Below are 16,812 nucleotides of genomic sequence, written 5' to 3' on the forward strand. Positions count from 1 at the left end.
GGCTTTTTGTTTTATCTGGTTTCAAGCCGAATCTGGCACATTGCCACAAAAATTTCTGATCCCATCCTCTTTAACTCATATATGCTCATACAGAAACAGCGATTGACTCTGGCGTTGCTCATGCTGTAAAGCTGTTTCGGGTCGCCCGAAAGAAACAAAAAAGGATTCTACTTATGGTTGAAAAAATCACCGCCATGCTGGCGTTGATAGGAGTCTTATCTCTGGCGTGTCAGTGGATTGGCTGGCGGATGCGTCTGCCGGCGATATTGCCGCTGCTGCTTTGTGGTTTGTTGCTGGGTCCCGGGCTGGGTTTACTGGATCCCGATGCGATTTTCGGCGACTTGCTGTTTCCCATCATCTCCCTCGGGGTTGCTGTCATTCTGTTTGAAGGGGCGTTGACGCTCAACTTCAAGGAGATCAAGGACCACGGCCGGATGGTGACGCATTTGGTGTCTGTGGGCGCGCTGATCACCTGGGGCTGCATCGCCTCGGCGGCGCATTTCCTGCTGAGTTTTGATTGGCCGCTGGCACTGTTGTTTGGGGCCTTGGTAGTGGTTACCGGGCCGACTGTGATTGTGCCCATGCTCAGAACCGTTAAGCCCAAGTCTCAGCTGGCGAGCATTCTGCGCTGGGAGGGGATAGTGATAGATCCCATAGGCGCCATGCTGGCGGTGTTGGTGTTTGAGTACATTACTGTCAGTGCTGGGCAGACAGCGCATGTACTGCTGGCACTCGGCTCTATGCTGGGTATTGGCCTTGGGCTTGGTGCCTTGGCCGGTTATCTTGTTGGGCGGGTGCTGAGGAGTAATCTCTTACCCCACTATCTAACCAACACGGCAGTGCTGACCATAATGCTCGGGGTCTTTGTCGGTTCAAACCTATTGCAGGAAGAGTCCGGCCTGTTGACCGTGACAGTAATGGGGATTTGGCTCGCCAATATGCGCGGCGTGGATATTGCCGATATCCTCGAGTTCAAAGAGACGCTCACGGTACTGCTTATCTCGGCGCTGTTTATTTTGCTGGCGGCCAGGTTGGACTCGTCGGCCATGCTGGACCTTGGTCTGGGCGGCCTTGGGGTATTGGCAGTGGTGCTTTTGGTGGCCAGGCCGCTGAGCATTTGGCTCTCGGGTATAGGCACTTCGCTCAGCAGCGCTGAAAAGTGGTTTTTGAGCTGGGTGGCGCCGCGGGGGATAGTGGCGGCGGCCGTGTCATCACTGTTTGCCATCAAGCTGGAAAAGATGGAAGTGCCCGGCGCCGAGACCATAGTGCCACTGGTGTTTTTAATCATCATAGGCACAGTTGTGATCCAGTCGCTCACCGCCAGACGCTGGGCCAGTATTCTTGGGGTGCAGGCAGGCTCTGCCCGCGGCCTGCTGATTTTTGGCGCTTCCAAGTTTTCCCGGGAGCTGGCCAAGGTGCTCAAGAGCAAGGATATCAAGGTGATCCTTGCCGACAGTAACTGGGATAACATTCGTTTGGCGCGGATGGATAATATTCCGGTTTACTTTGGCAACCCGGCCTCGGAGCATGCCGACACCTATCTGGATTTGACCGGCATCGGCAAGGTGTTGATCCTGTCTCCCTATCGCCAGCTCAACCCTGTGGTCTATTTCCATTTCCAGGATATTCTCGGACAGAAGAAGGTTTATGGTCTCAGCAACACGGAAAGCAATGGTACCAGTGCCCGCCATCAATTGTCTGAGTCCTATTTGAAGCGTATGTGCCTGTTCGGTGAAACTGTCTCCTACGCCAAGCTGGCCAGTTTGATGTCCAAGGGCGGGGTGCTGAAGAGCACTAACCTGACAGAAAGCTTTGGCTACAAAGACTTTTGCCGCCGCTATGGTGAAACTGTGGTGCCCTTGATGTACCTGAAAAATGGTAAGGTCACTATGTTGACCGGCAACACTACAGATTTGCCAAGCGGAATCGAGCTTATCAGCCTGATCCCCAAAGAGGCGCTGGCGGAGGCATCGGCGCTCAAGGAAGCGGAGGAAACCCTCAAGCAGGCAAGGGCTGAAGCCGAGCAAAAGGCCAAGGAGCAGGAAGCGAAAGAGCAGCAAACCGCGCTAACTGAGGCTGATGTTCAAGACAAAGTGAGCTGTGATAAAGAGGGCGAAGCCGGTGGAAAAGAGAGTGGGAAAGGTAATGGGGAAGACAAGGGGAAAGTTACCGCCTGATCAAATTTGAGCCACAGCGCCGAAAGCAAACGGAAAATACCGGGTCATTAAAACGGCCCGGTATTTTTGTATCACAAGGTTTGGCTATAGAAGATTAATGCAGCATCAAATCTTGAGATGCCGGATTGGCGCTTCCACTAACATGCCTGCTATAGTCCGGGCACCGCAGGCGTTAAAGATCAGCCATCAAAGAGGTGAACCATGTCCGATTTTGCCGTTTCCTCCGAAGCAGAAGCGTTTTCTTTGCAGGAGAGAGAAGCCTTGTACAAGGCGATATTTGCCCGCCGCGATGTACGCAGTCAATTTTTGTCAAAGCCGGTTCCCGAAGAGAGCTTACAGAGGATCCTGGATGCGGCGCACCATGCGCCCAGCGTTGGCTTTATGCAGCCTTGGGACTTTATTCTGGTGCGCAGTGAAGCCAAGCGCCGCGCCATTAAACAGGGGTTTGATGCCGCCAATGCCCGTTCGACGGAACAGTTCAGTGGCGAAAGACGGCTTCATTATCAACGGTTAAAGCTTGAAGGTATTCTTGAGGCGCCTTTGGGGATCTGTGTGACCTGCGACCCCAGCCGCACCGGGCCTGTGGTACTTGGCCGCACCATCAAGCCGGAAATGGACAACTACAGTGCAGTTTGCGCGGTGCAAAATCTGTGGCTCGCCGCCAGAGCCGAAGGCCTGGGTGTGGGCTGGGTAAGTATTCTTGATGATGAAGTGTTGCGTGAGACCTTGGGGATACCTGAGGAGATAAGAATTATCGCTTATTTGTGTCTGGGGCGGGTGAGCGCTTTCAACGATACCCCTGAGCTTGAGCGCAAAGGCTGGTTGCCCCGGCGACCACTTGAGTTGGCGGTCCATGAAGATGGCTGGCAGGCTGCGCAGCAGCAACAAACCGATGAACTGCTGGCCGAATTCTTGCGCCAAAGAGAGCGCCAAAGCGGAAAATGACATCTCATTCTATAGAAACAGTTGAGCTAAGCGCAGATATGAGCTCAAGGCAAGGATGAAATGGCAGAGCGGTAAGGTCGGTGAAAAATAGGTGGATATAGCTACAAGAAGATAAGCACAGAGAAGATAGAGACATAAAAGATAGACACATAAAAGTGATCAAGTCTGCCTCGCCATAAAAGAAAAGGAGACTCAGAGTCTCCTTTTTCATGCTTGTTACTCGGCAGGTTTAAGCAGCTTGTTCTTCGCGGCTGTCCTGCTCCAGGCTCTGGGCCTTGAGTTCGGCGGGGTCAAAGTCATCCACGTTGATGGATTTCATTCGGCCGATTTCAGCGCGCTCCAGCAGGGCCACTTCATCATCGCTCAGAACACCCAGCGCCTTGCCTTCTGCGGCCACTTTATCCAGCCACATGAAGGGCAGACGTTTGCCGGCAGCCTTACAGACTTTGTCATACAAGGGCTCTGCCGCCAGTATGTCTTTGAAGGTCTGCTCCTGAATACCTACGGCATTGTTGTCGCAAGCTTCCCAGAATTGTCCCTTACCCAGACGGTCACGGCTGGCACAAGGGGTCTGCATTATCTTGGCTACCTTGTGGTCCAACACATCACTTGGGCGCTTCAGTGGTCGACCGAAGGGGAACAACACCAGGCGCAGCACGCCGCCGAGGCCAGCAGGGAAGTTATCCAGCAGATCATCCAGAGAAGACTGCAGCTTGTAGAGCGCGTCTTCAACCGCCCACTGTACCAGTGGCAGATCTTCACTCTGACGGCCTTCATCCTGATAACGCTTGAGGGTTGCCGATGCCAGATACAACTGGCTGAGCAAGTCACCCAGGCGGGCAGAGATCCGCTCTTTACGTTTGAGGTTACCCCCTAAGGTCGCCATCGCCAGATCCGACAGCAAGGCCAGGTTGGCACTGAAGCGGTTCATATGCTGATAGTAACGCTTGGTCTTGTCGGCAAAAGGCGCATTGGAGAAGCGACTGCCGGTGAGGCCCATCCACAGACTGCGGATAAAATTACTTGTGGTAAAGCCGATATGGCCAAACAGCGCCGCATCAAAGTTATTCAGGCCACGGTTTACGTCGCTATCAAAGGCCGACTCCATCTCTGCCAGCACATATGGATGGCAGCGAATGGCGCCTTGACCATAGATGATCATTGAGCGGGTCAGAATGTTGGCCCCTTCAACCGTGATGGCGATAGGTGCCGCTTGATATCCGCGTCCCAGATAGTTGTTGGGGCCAAGACATACCCCTTTACCACCGTGAATATCCATGGCGTCGATAACGCATTTCTGCATTCTGTCGGTCAGGTGATATTTGACTATCGCCGAGATGACAGAAGGCTTTTCACCCAGATCAATACCTGTGGTGGTCAAGGAGGTTACAGCGTCCATCAGATAGGCGTTACCACCGATGCGTGCCATTGGCTCTTCAATGCCTTCCAGCTTACCGATAGGCAGCTTGAATTGACGACGAATGCGGGCATAGGCACCGGTTGCCAAAGCCGCGGTTTTAACGCCACCGGCTGAGTTGGAGGGCAGGGTGATGCCGCGGCCAACCGACAGGCATTCCACCAGCATGCGCCAGCCTTGTCCCGCCATTTTCGGGCCACCTATGATAAAGCTCAGAGGAACAAACACCTCTTTGCCTCGGGTTGGACCATTTTGGAACATACAGTTGAGCGGGAAGTGGCGTCGGCCGGTTTCCACACCTTCAACATCGGTCGGGATCAAGGCGCAGGTAATGCCCAGCTCTTCGTTATCGCCAAGCAGATGCTCGGGATCTTTAAGCTTGAATGCCAACCCCAAAACTGTGGCAACAGGTGCCAGGGTGATATAGCGCTTGTTCCAGGTCAGTTTCATCCCCAGTACTTCTTCACCTTGCCATTGGCCTTTGCAGACTACACCGAAATCCGGAATGGCGCCGGCATCTGAACCAGCCTCAGGGCTGGTCAGGGCAAAGCAGGGAACTTCCAAACCTTTGGCCAGGCGGGGCAGGTAGTGATCCTGCTGCTCCGGTGTACCATAGTGCTGCAGCAGCTCGCCCGGGCCCAGTGAGTTGGGCACACCTACGGTTGAAGCCAGTTCACTGCTGACACCGGCCAGCTTTTGCAGTACCCGGGATTGGGCGTAGGCAGAGAACTCCAGACCACCGTACTTCTTCTTGATGATCATCGCAAAGAAGCCTTTGTCCTTGAGGAATTGCCATACTTCGGCAGGCAAGTCCGCCAATTGATGGGAAACCATATGCTGGTTAACCATGCGGCAGACTTCCTCCACAGGTCCTTCCAGAAAGGCATGTTCTTCGGCGCTCAGACGGGCAACCGGATAGTTGTGCAGCTTCTTCCAGTTGGGATTACCGGCGAAGAGATCGGCTTCCCACCAGGTAGTACCGGCTTCAATCGCCTCTTTTTCGGTAGAAGACATCTCCGGCATGATGCCGCGATAGAGTTTAAGTAATGGCCGGGTTATCACACTCTGCCTGAAGGCACTCAGGTTCAGCGGCAGGGCAATAACCAGGAAAATTATCCAGCTAATCAGTCCAGTTACATCCAGCAGGCTGCCTGCTGCCATGACCACTGCGGCGGCTATGGTTGCGGTCAGCAGGGATACTCTGAGGTACGCTGCTGCTCCTAAAACCAAGAGCAATGCCAGGATCCATAGTAGGGTAGTCACTGTTTGTTCTCCTTAATAAAACGACCACTTTATTCAGTGTAGAACGCCTCGCTTGAGAGCGATCAAGATCACAATTATAGTATGTGGTCAGACCTGTGTCGCAATAAAATTAAACCTAAGCGAAATCGAATACAAGCATTTTTCAAACAATTGTTTAAATTTTTTATTGCAAGCAATAATTCCCCTGCCGACACGGCTTGGCTACAATGCCGCAGATAATGAAATAACAGATTCAGTGACAGGAAAAACAAGATGTGTGAGCTGCTGGCGATGAGTGCCAATGTGCCAACGGATATTGTCTTCAGCTTTACCGGGCTGGCGGAGCGAGGCGGGGTGACCGGGCCCCATGTGGATGGTTGGGGGATCACCTTTTATGAAGGCAAGGGCAGCCGCACCTTCAAGGATGCCAGCCCCAGCAGCCAGTCCCATGTGGCAAGCCTTATCAAGTCATACCCGATCAAGAGTGAAGTGGTGGTCAGCCATATTCGGCAGGCCAACCGCGGTGAAGTCTCGCTGGAAAATACCCACCCCTTTACCCGCGAGCTTTGGGGCCGCTACTGGACCTATGCCCACAACGGCCAGTTGTCTGACTATGAACAGAAGTTTCAAAGCGGCCGCTTTCAGGCCGTGGGTGACACGGACAGTGAGCAGGCCTTTTGCTGGATAATGAGCCGCCTGGTCGAACGTTTCGGCGAATCCGAGCCGGATGATATTTTGCCCGTGTTTGAGTATGTGGCCCAGCTTGCCGAGGAGATCCGCACTCTTGGGGTGTTTAATATGATCCTCAGCGACGGCCGTTATCTGATGAGTTATTGCAGCAATAACCTCTGCTATATCACCCGCCGGGCGCCATTTGGCCGGGCGCAGCTGATAGACACGGATGTGGTGATTGATTTTGACACCCAGACCACCCCCAAGGATGTGGTCACTGTCATAGCCACCCGGCCGTTGACCGGCAACGAAAACTGGCAGCTGTTGGCACCGGGGGATTGGAAATTATTCCGTCTTGGCGAGCTGGTTATTGACTTCCGAGCCCAGGCTCAGCTTGGCTAACTTGATATCGAGCTGCTTGCTGCCTGACTCAAAGTGGGTCAGGCGCACCGGTAGCCAGCCGAGATCCGGCGCCATCCAAACAAAGGTCTGCCGCTTGGTGCTGTCTCGAACCACTTCCAGTTTCACTGTGTTATAGACGCCACTGTCCAGTGTCATCCGCTCCTTGCCGACTATCTTGAAACGATAGTCATCTATCTCGTTGTCCTTGACCAGCTCATAGGCCAGGGGCTCCTTGCCGGCGGCGAGATCCAGCCGAAACTGCAGCTGTACCATCAGGGCATCGTAGAGAGTGCCTGAATAGTCCAATTTGCTCTTTTCATCCTTGTAGCGACTGAAAATTTTGCCCTGTTCCTTGGCAAAGGCTATCTGCTCATTGAAGTTGGGGCCAGTGCCGGTTCGCTGATGGCTGAAGCGCAGCGGCGTCAACTGACCATCCTGATAGGTAAACTCACTGCGGATATGGCGTTTATCGCTCAGCACCAAGAGGCTGAGATCACTGTCCAATTTGTATTGATAGAAGTCGCCCTCTGGCGGCAACAGCATAAAACGGGCGCCACCGAGATTGATTTCGCCATAATTGACCTGATATTCGGCGGTGTGGGGTGCCAGGGGGCTGGTCTGCGCCCATAACGGCAAGGGCAGTAACAGTATCAAGAGTAGAAGCGAACGGATCAAAGGCAGTCTCCTGTGGTTAAAACGGCATGGACAAGACCAGAGTGGCCATGTCCGGCCGCCACTCATATTCAGACAGGGCAATTCTGCCTTGGTTCACTTGTACGCCTTCGCTGCGCAGCAGGCTCATCTGTAGTTGAAACGGATGGGTATCCTTGGCAAAGGAGATTTTACCCTGACTGTTGATAACCCTGTGCCAGGGCAGCGCCAGGCTGTCCGGCGCCAGTTTCAGTGCCCGGGAAACATAGCGTGCCCGTCCGGGCAGGCCGGCATAGTCGGCAATTTTGCCATAGCTTGCCACCCGACCTTCGGGGATCAATGCAACTATGTGCCAAATCTTCTGCATTGGACTCAGTGGCGGGGCGCTCGTTTCCGGGGTCATCTTGGCTCCTGATGCTATTGGCGCAAATTATAATACCATTCCATAGCGGAGGTTACTCACTTGGCAAAAGTGCCATGGCCGCTCTGCGCTGCACACGCAAGGTTTGCCTTTTGATGCTTTTTCGCCATAATGGCGCCCATTGAACGCCAAGTCGAGTAAATTGAGAATATAACCCTATGGCAATTATGGATATTTTGACGGTTCCCGATCCCAGGCTCAAGCGTAAAGCCAAGCCTGTCACCGAAATAGAAGCCGTGCAGCCTTTCATCGATGATCTGTTGCAAACCATGTATCACACAGACGATGGTATCGGCTTGGCCGCGACCCAGGTGGGCAGTGGGCACGCAATAGTCGTCATTGATATCTCAGAAGAGCGCAATCAACCTCTGGTGCTGATCAATCCGCAGATCACTGAGTCCAGCGGTGAATTTATCGGTGAAGAGGGCTGTTTGTCCATTCCCGGTTATCGCTCCAAGGTAAAACGCTTCGAGTCGGTCACTGTCAGCTATCTGGATCGCCAGGGCCAAGCCCAGACGATCCACAGTGATGATTTCCTGGCCATAGTGCTGCAACATGAAATCGATCATCTGCACGGCAAGGTATTTATCGAGCATCTCTCCCGCCTTAAACAGGAGATGGCACTGAAGAAGGTGCGTAAGTTTACCGCCTAAGCAATAGACTTAAGTTGGGCTTCGCTGCAGTTTGGTAGTTGCAGCGGCAGCTCAAGCAATATGCTCAAACCGCCCTGAGGCCGGTTGATCGCTTGGGCCGAGCCGCCCAGGAGCTGCATACACTGGCGCACAATCGCCAATCCCAGCCCATAACCTCCCTGAGAGCTGTGACGCGCTTCATCCAAACGGGTGAAAGGGTTGAACAAGGCTTCCAGTTGCTCTTTGGGGATCCCGGGTCCATTATCGCTGACACTCAGCTGCAGTCTGCTATCACCCAATTTGTCGTCACCCAATTGAGATACCTGGATTTCCACCCGGCAGGTTTCACCGGCATATTTGAGGGCATTGCGACAGACATTTTCCAGCGCCCGCTTCAAGTAGGCCATATCGGTATGCAAAGTTTGCTCATCAATGGGGGCCTGTGCCCAGACTATGCTTTGCTTGGGGCCAGACTCAAACTCCAGATCCTGCAGCAGTGAGCGGCGTAATTCTGTCAGGGTAAAAGGCGCTGCCGTCAGCTTAATGAAGCCGTTGCTCAGGCGGCTGAAGTCTAAAATAGTGTTAATCAATTGCGCCATCTCTTCGCCCTGGCGTCTTAGCCTGGCAAGCGGTTGTTGATGTTCCTCCCCCAAGCGATTTTCCAACAGGTGTAAGGCCAGCTCCTGCCGGGCAAGGGGAGTGCGCAGTTCGTGGGATACATCCCTCAGTAACCGCTGCTGGGTTTGAATGCTCTTTTGCAGCTGCTCGGCCATATGGTCAAAGTCGGTCGCCAACTGGAAAAATTCCGGCTGCTTTAGTGAAAAATGGCCGGCAATCCGGGTATCGAGTTGGCCCTGTGCCAGCTGACGGGTGGCACTGCGCAGTAAACTCAGCGGCTGGATCAGATGGCGGCTCAGCAGACGACTGAACAACAAAAGCACCAGTAGTCCTACCAGGATACGGATAAGCCAGAGGCTTTTATCCAGTTGCTGCGCCGGGTGTAAAGAGGCGTTGAGTTGTACCACCAAGAGCAGGGGATTGTCCGGCTCCAGGCTATTGCGTAGTGGCAGGCCTATCAAAGGTTTTTGCACCCTGTCCCCCATAGGCTGCTGCAACTGCTTGAGGAAATTGAGTTTGTAAACAAAGTGCGGGTGCATTTCCCGCTGACTCACCGCCTGCTGCTTGCTATCCAGCACATAGAGTACAAATGCCTGACGCCCCTCCCAATCCGCCAGTCCTGCTATATCGCCCCTGACGATATAGTCGTTGGCCTCATCGGCCAGTTGCTGTAACTGGCTTTGGGTCTGCTGGGGCAGCAGTAACAAGCGGTTTAGCAACATGGCTTCAATACTACTGGCGAGCAGCAGGATAAGCAGTAATGACACACCAAAATAGCCAAACAGTCGCCATTGGAGTTGGGAAAACAGGCCGGAAAAGGGCAGCAAGGCAAGCTCCTGAATTATTCGCTGAAGTCGAGAATATGTTTCGATAATCATTCTCATTTATTCTATCTCGGGTTAAGGCTTTGGCGCCAGCACGACTTGTCAGTTGGCTAAAGTTCGCTATACTGTATAAAAATACAGTATCGGTGTTTTTCATGTCTCTTTCAGCCAAAACTCACTCTGTAAAATCTGATCCAGCAAAATCTCAGGCCTTGAACGGTCTGCTGGAGCGCCGGGATCTCTGGTTGGGGCCGGGCAGTCAGGGCAAAACATTGGGGTATCCCAGTGGTTTTGAAGCATTGGATACGCAGCTCAGTGATGCAGGGTGGCCAAGGCAGGGCATTTGTGAGCTCTTCAGCCAGTCTCCTGGGCACGGGGAACTCAGCCTGTTGCTGCCTTTGATGCGTTATTTACTGCCGGCTCAGTGTGGCTCACATTCCGAAAGAAATCATTCCGAAAAAAATCAGTCCAAAAGAAATCAATTTAGAGGGGATGAGTCCAGAGATGCCATGATAATGCTGATAGCGCCGCCATTGCAGCCGCTGGCACAGAGCTTTGCCCAGCACGGTATTGCCGCCGAGCGTATTTTGTGGCTGGAGTTAACCCAGCGTAAAGAGGTGCTCTGGGCCATGGAGCAAGGGCTGAGCAGCGGCGCCTGTCCCCTGGTGCTGAGTTGGCTGGACAAGCTGACACTGACTGAGGCCAGAAGGTTGCAACTTGCCGCAGAGCAGGGCAAGGCGCTGGGAATTTGCCAGTTGCCTATGGCTCAGGCCGACAGCAATCATCCTGTCACCCTAAAGCTGGCTATCAGCGCGGCTGGCGTTAATACCGCCAGGCTGCAAATTTTAAAGCGTCGCGGTGGTTGGCCCGTCCCTGAATTGCATCTGCGTGGCTTGCCGGCACTGGCGCTTGAATTGCCCCATATCGAGCCGGGCGTGGTAACCCTGAGAAGCGGCAAGGCGGCTCCCAATCATAGCTTAAGTAACTCAACAGACTCAATTGCTCCAAACCATTCCGGCCGCAAGGCCAATGGCCCTGTGCTTCACGACTCTGGTTTACATGGCACTGATCTTCATAGCACTGTGTTTTATGGTAACGTGCTTCATGGTCCTTGGGGGATGGCGCAGTCAAGGATTGCTGCATCCAATGAATGCGCGCCTAATCCCTGGACTGCACGGCAAGAGTCAAACAAGCCCGCGGGGCTTTTTCAAAGCGCGAATCCGCAAACGGCCAATTCTCAAACCACTCAAAGCCAAGCCGCTCAAAGCCATACTGCTCAGAGCCAAGAGGCTATCTGAGATGCCCCAGGTATGGATGGGAGTCTGGTTTCCACAGCTATTGCTGCAATATCAGCGTTATCGTCTGGCTATGCTCGGCAATATGGCGGGCACTATGACAGGTACTATGACCGACACTATGACAGGAAGTATGGCAGGTAGTGGTACGGCTCATGTTCAAACACGCGTTCAACCGCAGCCCCAAACCCAAAATCAACCAAAAGCAGTGCCAACCGCTGCGGCGTTAGAGCCTCTTGATCCCCAAGTCCCCATGGCCTTATATGATAGCCGGAAGCTGGTTATACATTCGGCCTGTCCCGACGCTCAAGCAAAAGGCGTTACAGCGGGGATGAGTGTCGGCAGCGCTCAGTCGCTGTTGGGAGAGTTGCAACTCTGGCCACTACAGGAGGTGGACAGCGAGGCGTTGCGGGATTGGTTGTGTCAGTGGAGCTATGATTTCAGCGCCAGAATCTGGCCGCCGTTGTTATCCGGGCTTACTGAACAAGCGGCTGAAAATGCGGCCGATGCGCGCTGGCCTACAGATACCCTGCTGCTGGAAGTGGGGTCCATGGTTAAACTGTTTGGCAGTTTGAGCGCCATTGTCGAGGCTTATCTCAACAAAGTCGCCGCCTATGGTCTGGAATGCTCATTGGTGCTGGCACACAGACCGCTGGATGCGTCTATATTGGCGCGGCATACTCACGTCGGTATCAGCGCGGTATCAGCTGCCTTCATGAGCTCACCCACAGCTGAAAAAGCCGGGCGCCTCAAGGTGCATCACGGCTTACCGCCAGATTTACCACTGGATTTGCTGCCATTAACCCAAGAGGAACGGCAACGACTCGGCGCGCTTGGGCTGACGACTCTAGCCATGCTTGATGCCTTACCCCTTGCCGAGTTGGGGCGGCGCTTTGGTCAAGGTTTGCTGCAGCTGCTGGCACAAATCCAGGGGCGCTTGCCCTGTTGCCGCAAGGGATATGAGTTACCCGAACAGTTTCAGGCCAGGTTGACCTTGCTGCATGACGTTGAGTGGGTTCAGGGATTGCTGTTTCCATTGCAAAAGCTGCTGGGGGAATTGGCAACCTATTTGCGGATCAGGCAGTTGGCGGTGCAACAGTTGGAGCTGTGGCTGAAGTTTCGCGAGCAAGAGACCCCGGCGCTGCAACTGACACTCAACTATCCCTTCGGAGAATATCAACTGCAGGGGTTATCTCAGCTCTGCCGTTTACAGCTGGAAGGATTGCAACTGCCGAGCCCGGTCGTCGATATTGAGCTGCGAGCCAGGCAGTTTGTGTCGCAGCAGCTGGGTAGTCGAGAGTTGACTGAGTCCAGAGAAGGGCAGCAGCAGGATGCCAATCAATTACTCGCCAGATTACAGGCCAGGTTAGGTAGCCATAAGGTGCGCTCTTTGGTGTTGGCGGCCGATCCCATGCCTGAACTGGCCAGCACTGCGGCTTCCCTGACTCGTTGGCCGCCACCGGCAAGGCCGCCAGTTCAGCCGTCGCTGGCGCTGCGGCCTCTTTGGCTGCTGCAAGAGCCGCAAGCCATTGCTCCTGAAGCCGTGGAGCTGCTTAGAGGGCCGGAAAGGTTACAGAGCCCCTGGCATTCAGGGCCTTTTCCCTGCCGGGATTATTTTCTTGCCCATCATAAGGAGAACGGCGGTCTGTGTTGGCTGTTTCGCACCGCTAATGGGCTCTTTCTTCACGCTTGGTTCAGCTGATGTACGCCGAATTGCATGCTATTTCCAATTACAGCTTTTTGCGCGGGGCTTCTCACCCGGATGAGTTGGTGCAGCAGGCCGCCAAACTGGGCTATGAGGCCATCGCCATTACCGACGAGTGCTCTCTGGCGGGTGTGGTCAAGGCGCATGAGGCCGCCAAACAAAGCGGTATCAAGCTGATTGTCGGCGCCGAATTCCACCTGCCGGAAGGCTGCCTGGTACTGCTGGCAAGAAATCGCCGGGGCTATGGTCTTATCAGCACTCTGATAACCCGGGGGCGGCGCCGGGCCGATAAGGGCAAGTATCGGTTAACCCTGGATGATTTTGCGGCCATTGACCGCGGCTGCTTTTGCCTGTGGCGGCCACCATCTGTGAGCGAGTTGCTGGCGCAAGCCGACTTGCAAAGCACTGAGCACCAAAGCCTAAGTCAGCAAACTCCTTGGTTGACGCAGCTGCAGCAGCGCAGTCTGGCACAATTGAATGCCCTGGCGACACGGGTCAAAGCCGTGTTTTCACTGCCGCTTTATCTCTTGATGGAGCGGCAATTGCAACCCGGAGAGGCTTGGTATCTCGAGGCCTGTGAGGTGCTGTCGAATCGTTTTTCCCTTCCCTGTGTCGCCGCCGGTAATGTGCAGATGCATCTTGCAGAGCGGCAAAGGCTGCACGATGTACTCAGCTGTATCCGCCATGGCCGCGCCGTGCCCATGGCCGGTGAGCTGTTATCGGGCAATGCCGAAATGGCGCTTAAGCCGATAACCGCTATGGCCAGGCGTCATCCCCAAGCCTGGTTGGCAAGGAGTTGTGAGCTGGCGTCCCGGTGCCATTTCAACTTGGATGAACTCAAATATGAGTACCCGGCCGAGTTGGTGCCAAGCGGCCTAAGCGCCAGTGAATATCTGGCGCAGGAGGTGGAAAAGGGCGCCCGCAGGCGTTTTGGCGAGGCGATAACACCTGAAGTGCAGACTCAGTATCGGCGCGAGCTCAAGCTGATTGCCGAGCTCAATTACGAATACTTTTTCCTGACCATCTATGATCTGGTCTGTTTTGCCACCAGGCAAGGGATACTGCATCAGGGACGTGGCTCGGCCGCCAACTCTGTGGTCTGTTATTGCCTCGGGATCACCGAGGTGGATCCTACCAAGGTCAACATGCTGTTTGAGCGTTTTATTTCCAAGGAGCGCCATGAGCCGCCGGATATCGATGTCGATTTTGAACATGAACGCCGCGAAGAGGTGATCCAGTATATTTACCAAAAATATGGCCGCGAGCGTGCAGCCCTGGCCGCCAGTGTGATCACTTATCGTTTCAAGAGTGCCATGAAAGATGTTGGTAAGGCTCTGGGGCTCAGCGAGCAACGGCTGGATGAGCTGATAGGCGCTGTCGATCGCTGCGATCCGCAAGTGCCTTGGCAGCAGCAGTTGCAACAAGGCAAGCTGTTGCCACAACAAGGTTTGGGGCAGTGGTTGTTGCCGCTGGTGGAGACCCTGATGGGTTTTCCAAGGCACTTGTCGCAACATGTCGGCGGCTTTGTGATTTCGGCCGGGCCATTGGCCGAGCTGGTGCCGGTAGAGAATGCCGCCATGGCCAAGCGCACTGTGATCCAATGGGACAAGGATGATCTCGAGAGTCTGGGGCTGTTAAAGGTCGATGTATTGGCGTTGGGAATGCTGACCGCGATCCGCAAATGTTTCGAGTTGATCTCCCGTCACATTCGTCCCTTTGCCATGTCGGATATTCGCTGGGAAGATCAGGCCGTCTATCGTATGTTGCAGCAGGGCGACAGTATGGGGGTGTTTCAGGTGGAGTCACGAGCCCAGACCAGCATGCTGCCCAGGCTCAAACCCGCCTGTTATTACGATCTGGTAATACAGATAGCCATAGTGCGCCCGGGTCCAATTCAAGGAGACATGGTGCATCCCTTTCTGCGCCGCCGCGATAAAATCGAGCCGGTTACTTTTCCTTCGGCCGAGGTGGAAAGCGTGTTGTCACGCACTATGGGGGTGCCCATTTTTCAGGAGCAGGTGATCCAATTGGCCATGGTCGCCGCAGGTTTCAGTGGCGGGGAAGCCGATCAATTGCGCCGCGCCATGGCCAGTTGGAAACGCAGTGGCGAGCTGGAGCAATTTGAACACAAGCTGCTTCAGGGGATGACGGCCCGAGGCTATAGTGACACCTTTGCCAGGCAGATATTCAACCAGATCCGCGGCTTCGGCGAATATGGTTTTCCCGAGTCTCATTCGGCCAGCTTTGCGCTCCTGGCCTATGTTTCGGCCTTTCTCAAACACTATTACCCGGTGGCGTTTTGCTGCGCCTTACTCAACAGTCAACCCATGGGCTTTTACAGCCCGTCACAGCTTATTCAGGATCTTCGTCATCATGGCGGCCTGGTGTTGCCGGTTTGCATCAACCTCAGTCAGTGGCACAGCACACTGGAGCGACAAACCGATGGCTCCTTGGCACTGCGCCTCGGGTTCAGGTTGGTCAAGGGATTATCCGAGCGCAGTGCCGTCAAGATAGTAGCGGGTCGGGGCGAGGGCTTTACTCACTTGTCGCAGTTGGCGGCTCTGGCACTGCCAAGGCGTGAGCAGGAGGCGCTGGCCAGCGCCAATGCCTTTGCTACCCTGGGCGGCGATCGCCATCAGATCAGGTGGCAGTTGGCCGCCCGTCAGCAGCGTTTGCCTTTGTTTGAGCAGCCGGACGAGGCCGATTTTCGCCTTGAAACCGCCTTGCCTGAGGTCACCGAAGTTGATGCCTTGCTGGCTGACTACGCCTGTACCGGGCTAACTCTGGGGCGCCATCCTCTGGCACTGCTCAGAGAGCAGGGGTTACTCGGCAAGTGTCACAGCGCCGCCTCTTTATGGCAGTGTCGTCATGGGCAGAATGTGACTGTGGCGGGGCTGGTGGTCGGCAGGCAAAGGCCTGGCACCGCCAGTGGAGTCACCTTCATCACCCTCGAAGATGAAACCGGCAATGTTAATCTGGTGGTATGGAGTGATACGGCCAGAGCCCAGAGACAGGCTTATTTGAGCGCCAGGATCCTCAAGGTGAGCGGGGTCGTGGAATTTTCGTCCGGCGTATTGCATCTGCTGGCCGGTCGGCTGGAGGATATCTCGGGCAGTATGCACGCGCTGGTGGTAAACTCGCGGGATTTCCATTAGCCGATAACCCATTTTAAGCTGCAACTGCCTGTGAAAATAATCCTGCTGACCCATGAAAGAGAGCTGAATCGAGCCAGTAACACAGCCACCCTGGCGCTTAATGCTTATCCGACTCTCTGTAAGCGGGTACTGTGGGCGCGTAAAGCCCCGGATGCTTGGTTAATGGAGCACTTGTCTTTGGGGCGAACAGCCTTACTCTATCCGCAAACCGAAGAAAATACTTCTAGAACTCAAGCTGTAAATGAAAGCCCAAACTTAAGCCAAAGCCCAAACCAAAGCCCGGCTCAGGACGCAACATTGCTTCAAGACGCTGCTCAGGAAGCCGCTCAGAAAGCTGCTCTGAAATTAGGGAAGCCGCTAAATTCGCTGGTCATACTCGATGCAACCTGGCAGGAGGCCGGCAAGATGTATCGCCAAAGCCCCTATCTACAGTCGCTTGCCAGAGTCGAGCTGCAAACAGAGCAGGACTCGGCGTTTCGCTTGCGGCGCAATCAGCGCCAGGGCGGGTTATGTACCTTGGAATGTATTGCGGCTGTTTGGCAAGACTTGGGGGGAGACTATAGTATCGCCGCCAGGCGGTTACTCAGTGAGTTTAATCAATGGCAGGCTGAGATAAGAGCTCCGGCCTAGCTGCACTAGAGTTAGCACAGCAAGCC

Annotated in this window: 12 protein-coding genes; 8 read left to right on the top strand and 4 right to left on the bottom strand. The window is 54.4% G+C overall.

Annotation, left to right across the window (positions count from 1 at the left end; translation table 11 throughout):
• Positions 1-173 precede the first annotated feature (173 nt).
• Together ACWAU4_RS10640 and bluB are read left to right on the top strand one after the other, a co-directional pair.
• The gene (locus ACWAU4_RS10640) at positions 174-2,177 is read left to right on the top strand and encodes a cation:proton antiporter (protein WP_107004765.1); all 2,004 of its coding nucleotides are present in this window, start codon (positions 174-176) and stop codon (positions 2,175-2,177) included.
• A gap of 201 nt (positions 2,178-2,378) precedes the next feature.
• Positions 2,379-3,122 carry a 5,6-dimethylbenzimidazole synthase gene (bluB, locus tag ACWAU4_RS10645; RefSeq protein WP_025009666.1) on the top strand — a complete coding sequence of 248 codons (744 nt, stop codon included), beginning with the start codon at positions 2,379-2,381 and terminating at the stop codon, positions 3,120-3,122.
• Positions 3,123-3,351: 229 nt separating this feature from the next.
• Here the strand turns inward: bluB and fadE are convergent, their stop codons facing one another.
• Positions 3,352-5,802, bottom strand: a complete 2,451-nt coding sequence (gene fadE / locus ACWAU4_RS10650) for an acyl-CoA dehydrogenase FadE (protein ID WP_208125967.1) — start codon at positions 5,800-5,802, stop codon at positions 3,352-3,354.
• A gap of 252 nt (positions 5,803-6,054) precedes the next feature.
• Here fadE and ACWAU4_RS10655 point away from each other — a divergent pair, with 252 nt between their 5' ends.
• Positions 6,055-6,855 (top strand): class II glutamine amidotransferase, encoded by an 801-nt coding sequence (locus tag ACWAU4_RS10655; protein ID WP_025009668.1) that lies wholly within the window; start codon positions 6,055-6,057, stop codon positions 6,853-6,855.
• Here ACWAU4_RS10655 and ACWAU4_RS10660 read toward each other — a convergent pair.
• Together ACWAU4_RS10660 and ACWAU4_RS10665 are read right to left on the bottom strand one after the other, a co-directional pair.
• The gene (locus tag ACWAU4_RS10660) at positions 6,799-7,527 is read right to left on the bottom strand and encodes a DUF3108 domain-containing protein (RefSeq protein WP_231473497.1); all 729 of its coding nucleotides are present in this window, start codon (positions 7,525-7,527) and stop codon (positions 6,799-6,801) included. The two genes, ACWAU4_RS10655 and ACWAU4_RS10660, sit on opposite strands and share 57 nt — an antisense overlap.
• A gap of 19 nt (positions 7,528-7,546) precedes the next feature.
• On the bottom strand, positions 7,547-7,909 hold the full coding sequence (locus tag ACWAU4_RS10665; protein ID WP_129979719.1) for an MGMT family protein: 363 nt from the start codon (positions 7,907-7,909) through the stop codon (positions 7,547-7,549).
• A gap of 176 nt (positions 7,910-8,085) precedes the next feature.
• On the opposite strand from ACWAU4_RS10665, the gene def reads away from it, so the two are divergent.
• Complete coding sequence (gene def, locus ACWAU4_RS10670) at positions 8,086-8,580, top strand: peptide deformylase (protein ID WP_208125968.1); 495 nt, start codon at positions 8,086-8,088, stop codon at positions 8,578-8,580.
• Here the strand turns inward: def and ACWAU4_RS10675 are convergent.
• Complete coding sequence (locus ACWAU4_RS10675) at positions 8,577-10,004, bottom strand: HAMP domain-containing sensor histidine kinase (protein ID WP_243756855.1); 1,428 nt, start codon at positions 10,002-10,004, stop codon at positions 8,577-8,579. The two genes, def and ACWAU4_RS10675, sit on opposite strands and share 4 nt — an antisense overlap.
• A gap of 152 nt (positions 10,005-10,156) precedes the next feature.
• Here ACWAU4_RS10675 and ACWAU4_RS10680 point away from each other — a divergent pair, with 152 nt between their 5' ends.
• The 4 genes from ACWAU4_RS10680 to ACWAU4_RS10695 are packed head-to-tail and all read left to right on the top strand — an operon-like array spanning position 10,157 to position 16,786.
• Positions 10,157-11,299: an ImuA family protein gene (locus ACWAU4_RS10680; RefSeq protein ID WP_208125970.1), complete on the top strand. Its 1,143-nt coding sequence runs from the start codon at positions 10,157-10,159 to the stop codon at positions 11,297-11,299.
• Between the two features lies 1 nt (position 11,300).
• Positions 11,301-12,998 carry a Y-family DNA polymerase gene (locus tag ACWAU4_RS10685; RefSeq protein ID WP_208125972.1) on the top strand — a complete coding sequence of 566 codons (1,698 nt, stop codon included), beginning with the start codon at positions 11,301-11,303 and terminating at the stop codon, positions 12,996-12,998.
• A complete protein-coding gene (locus tag ACWAU4_RS10690) occupies positions 12,998-16,156 on the top strand; it encodes an error-prone DNA polymerase (protein WP_208125974.1) in 3,159 nt (1,052 codons plus the stop codon). Before ACWAU4_RS10685 ends, ACWAU4_RS10690 begins: the two co-directional genes overlap by 1 nt.
• A gap of 30 nt (positions 16,157-16,186) precedes the next feature.
• Positions 16,187-16,786 (top strand): tRNA-uridine aminocarboxypropyltransferase, encoded by a 600-nt coding sequence (locus tag ACWAU4_RS10695; protein WP_044734429.1) that lies wholly within the window; start codon positions 16,187-16,189, stop codon positions 16,784-16,786.
• The last annotated feature ends 26 nt before the right edge of the window (positions 16,787-16,812 follow it).

Source organism: Shewanella sp. FeAMO (genome assembly GCF_053653955.1).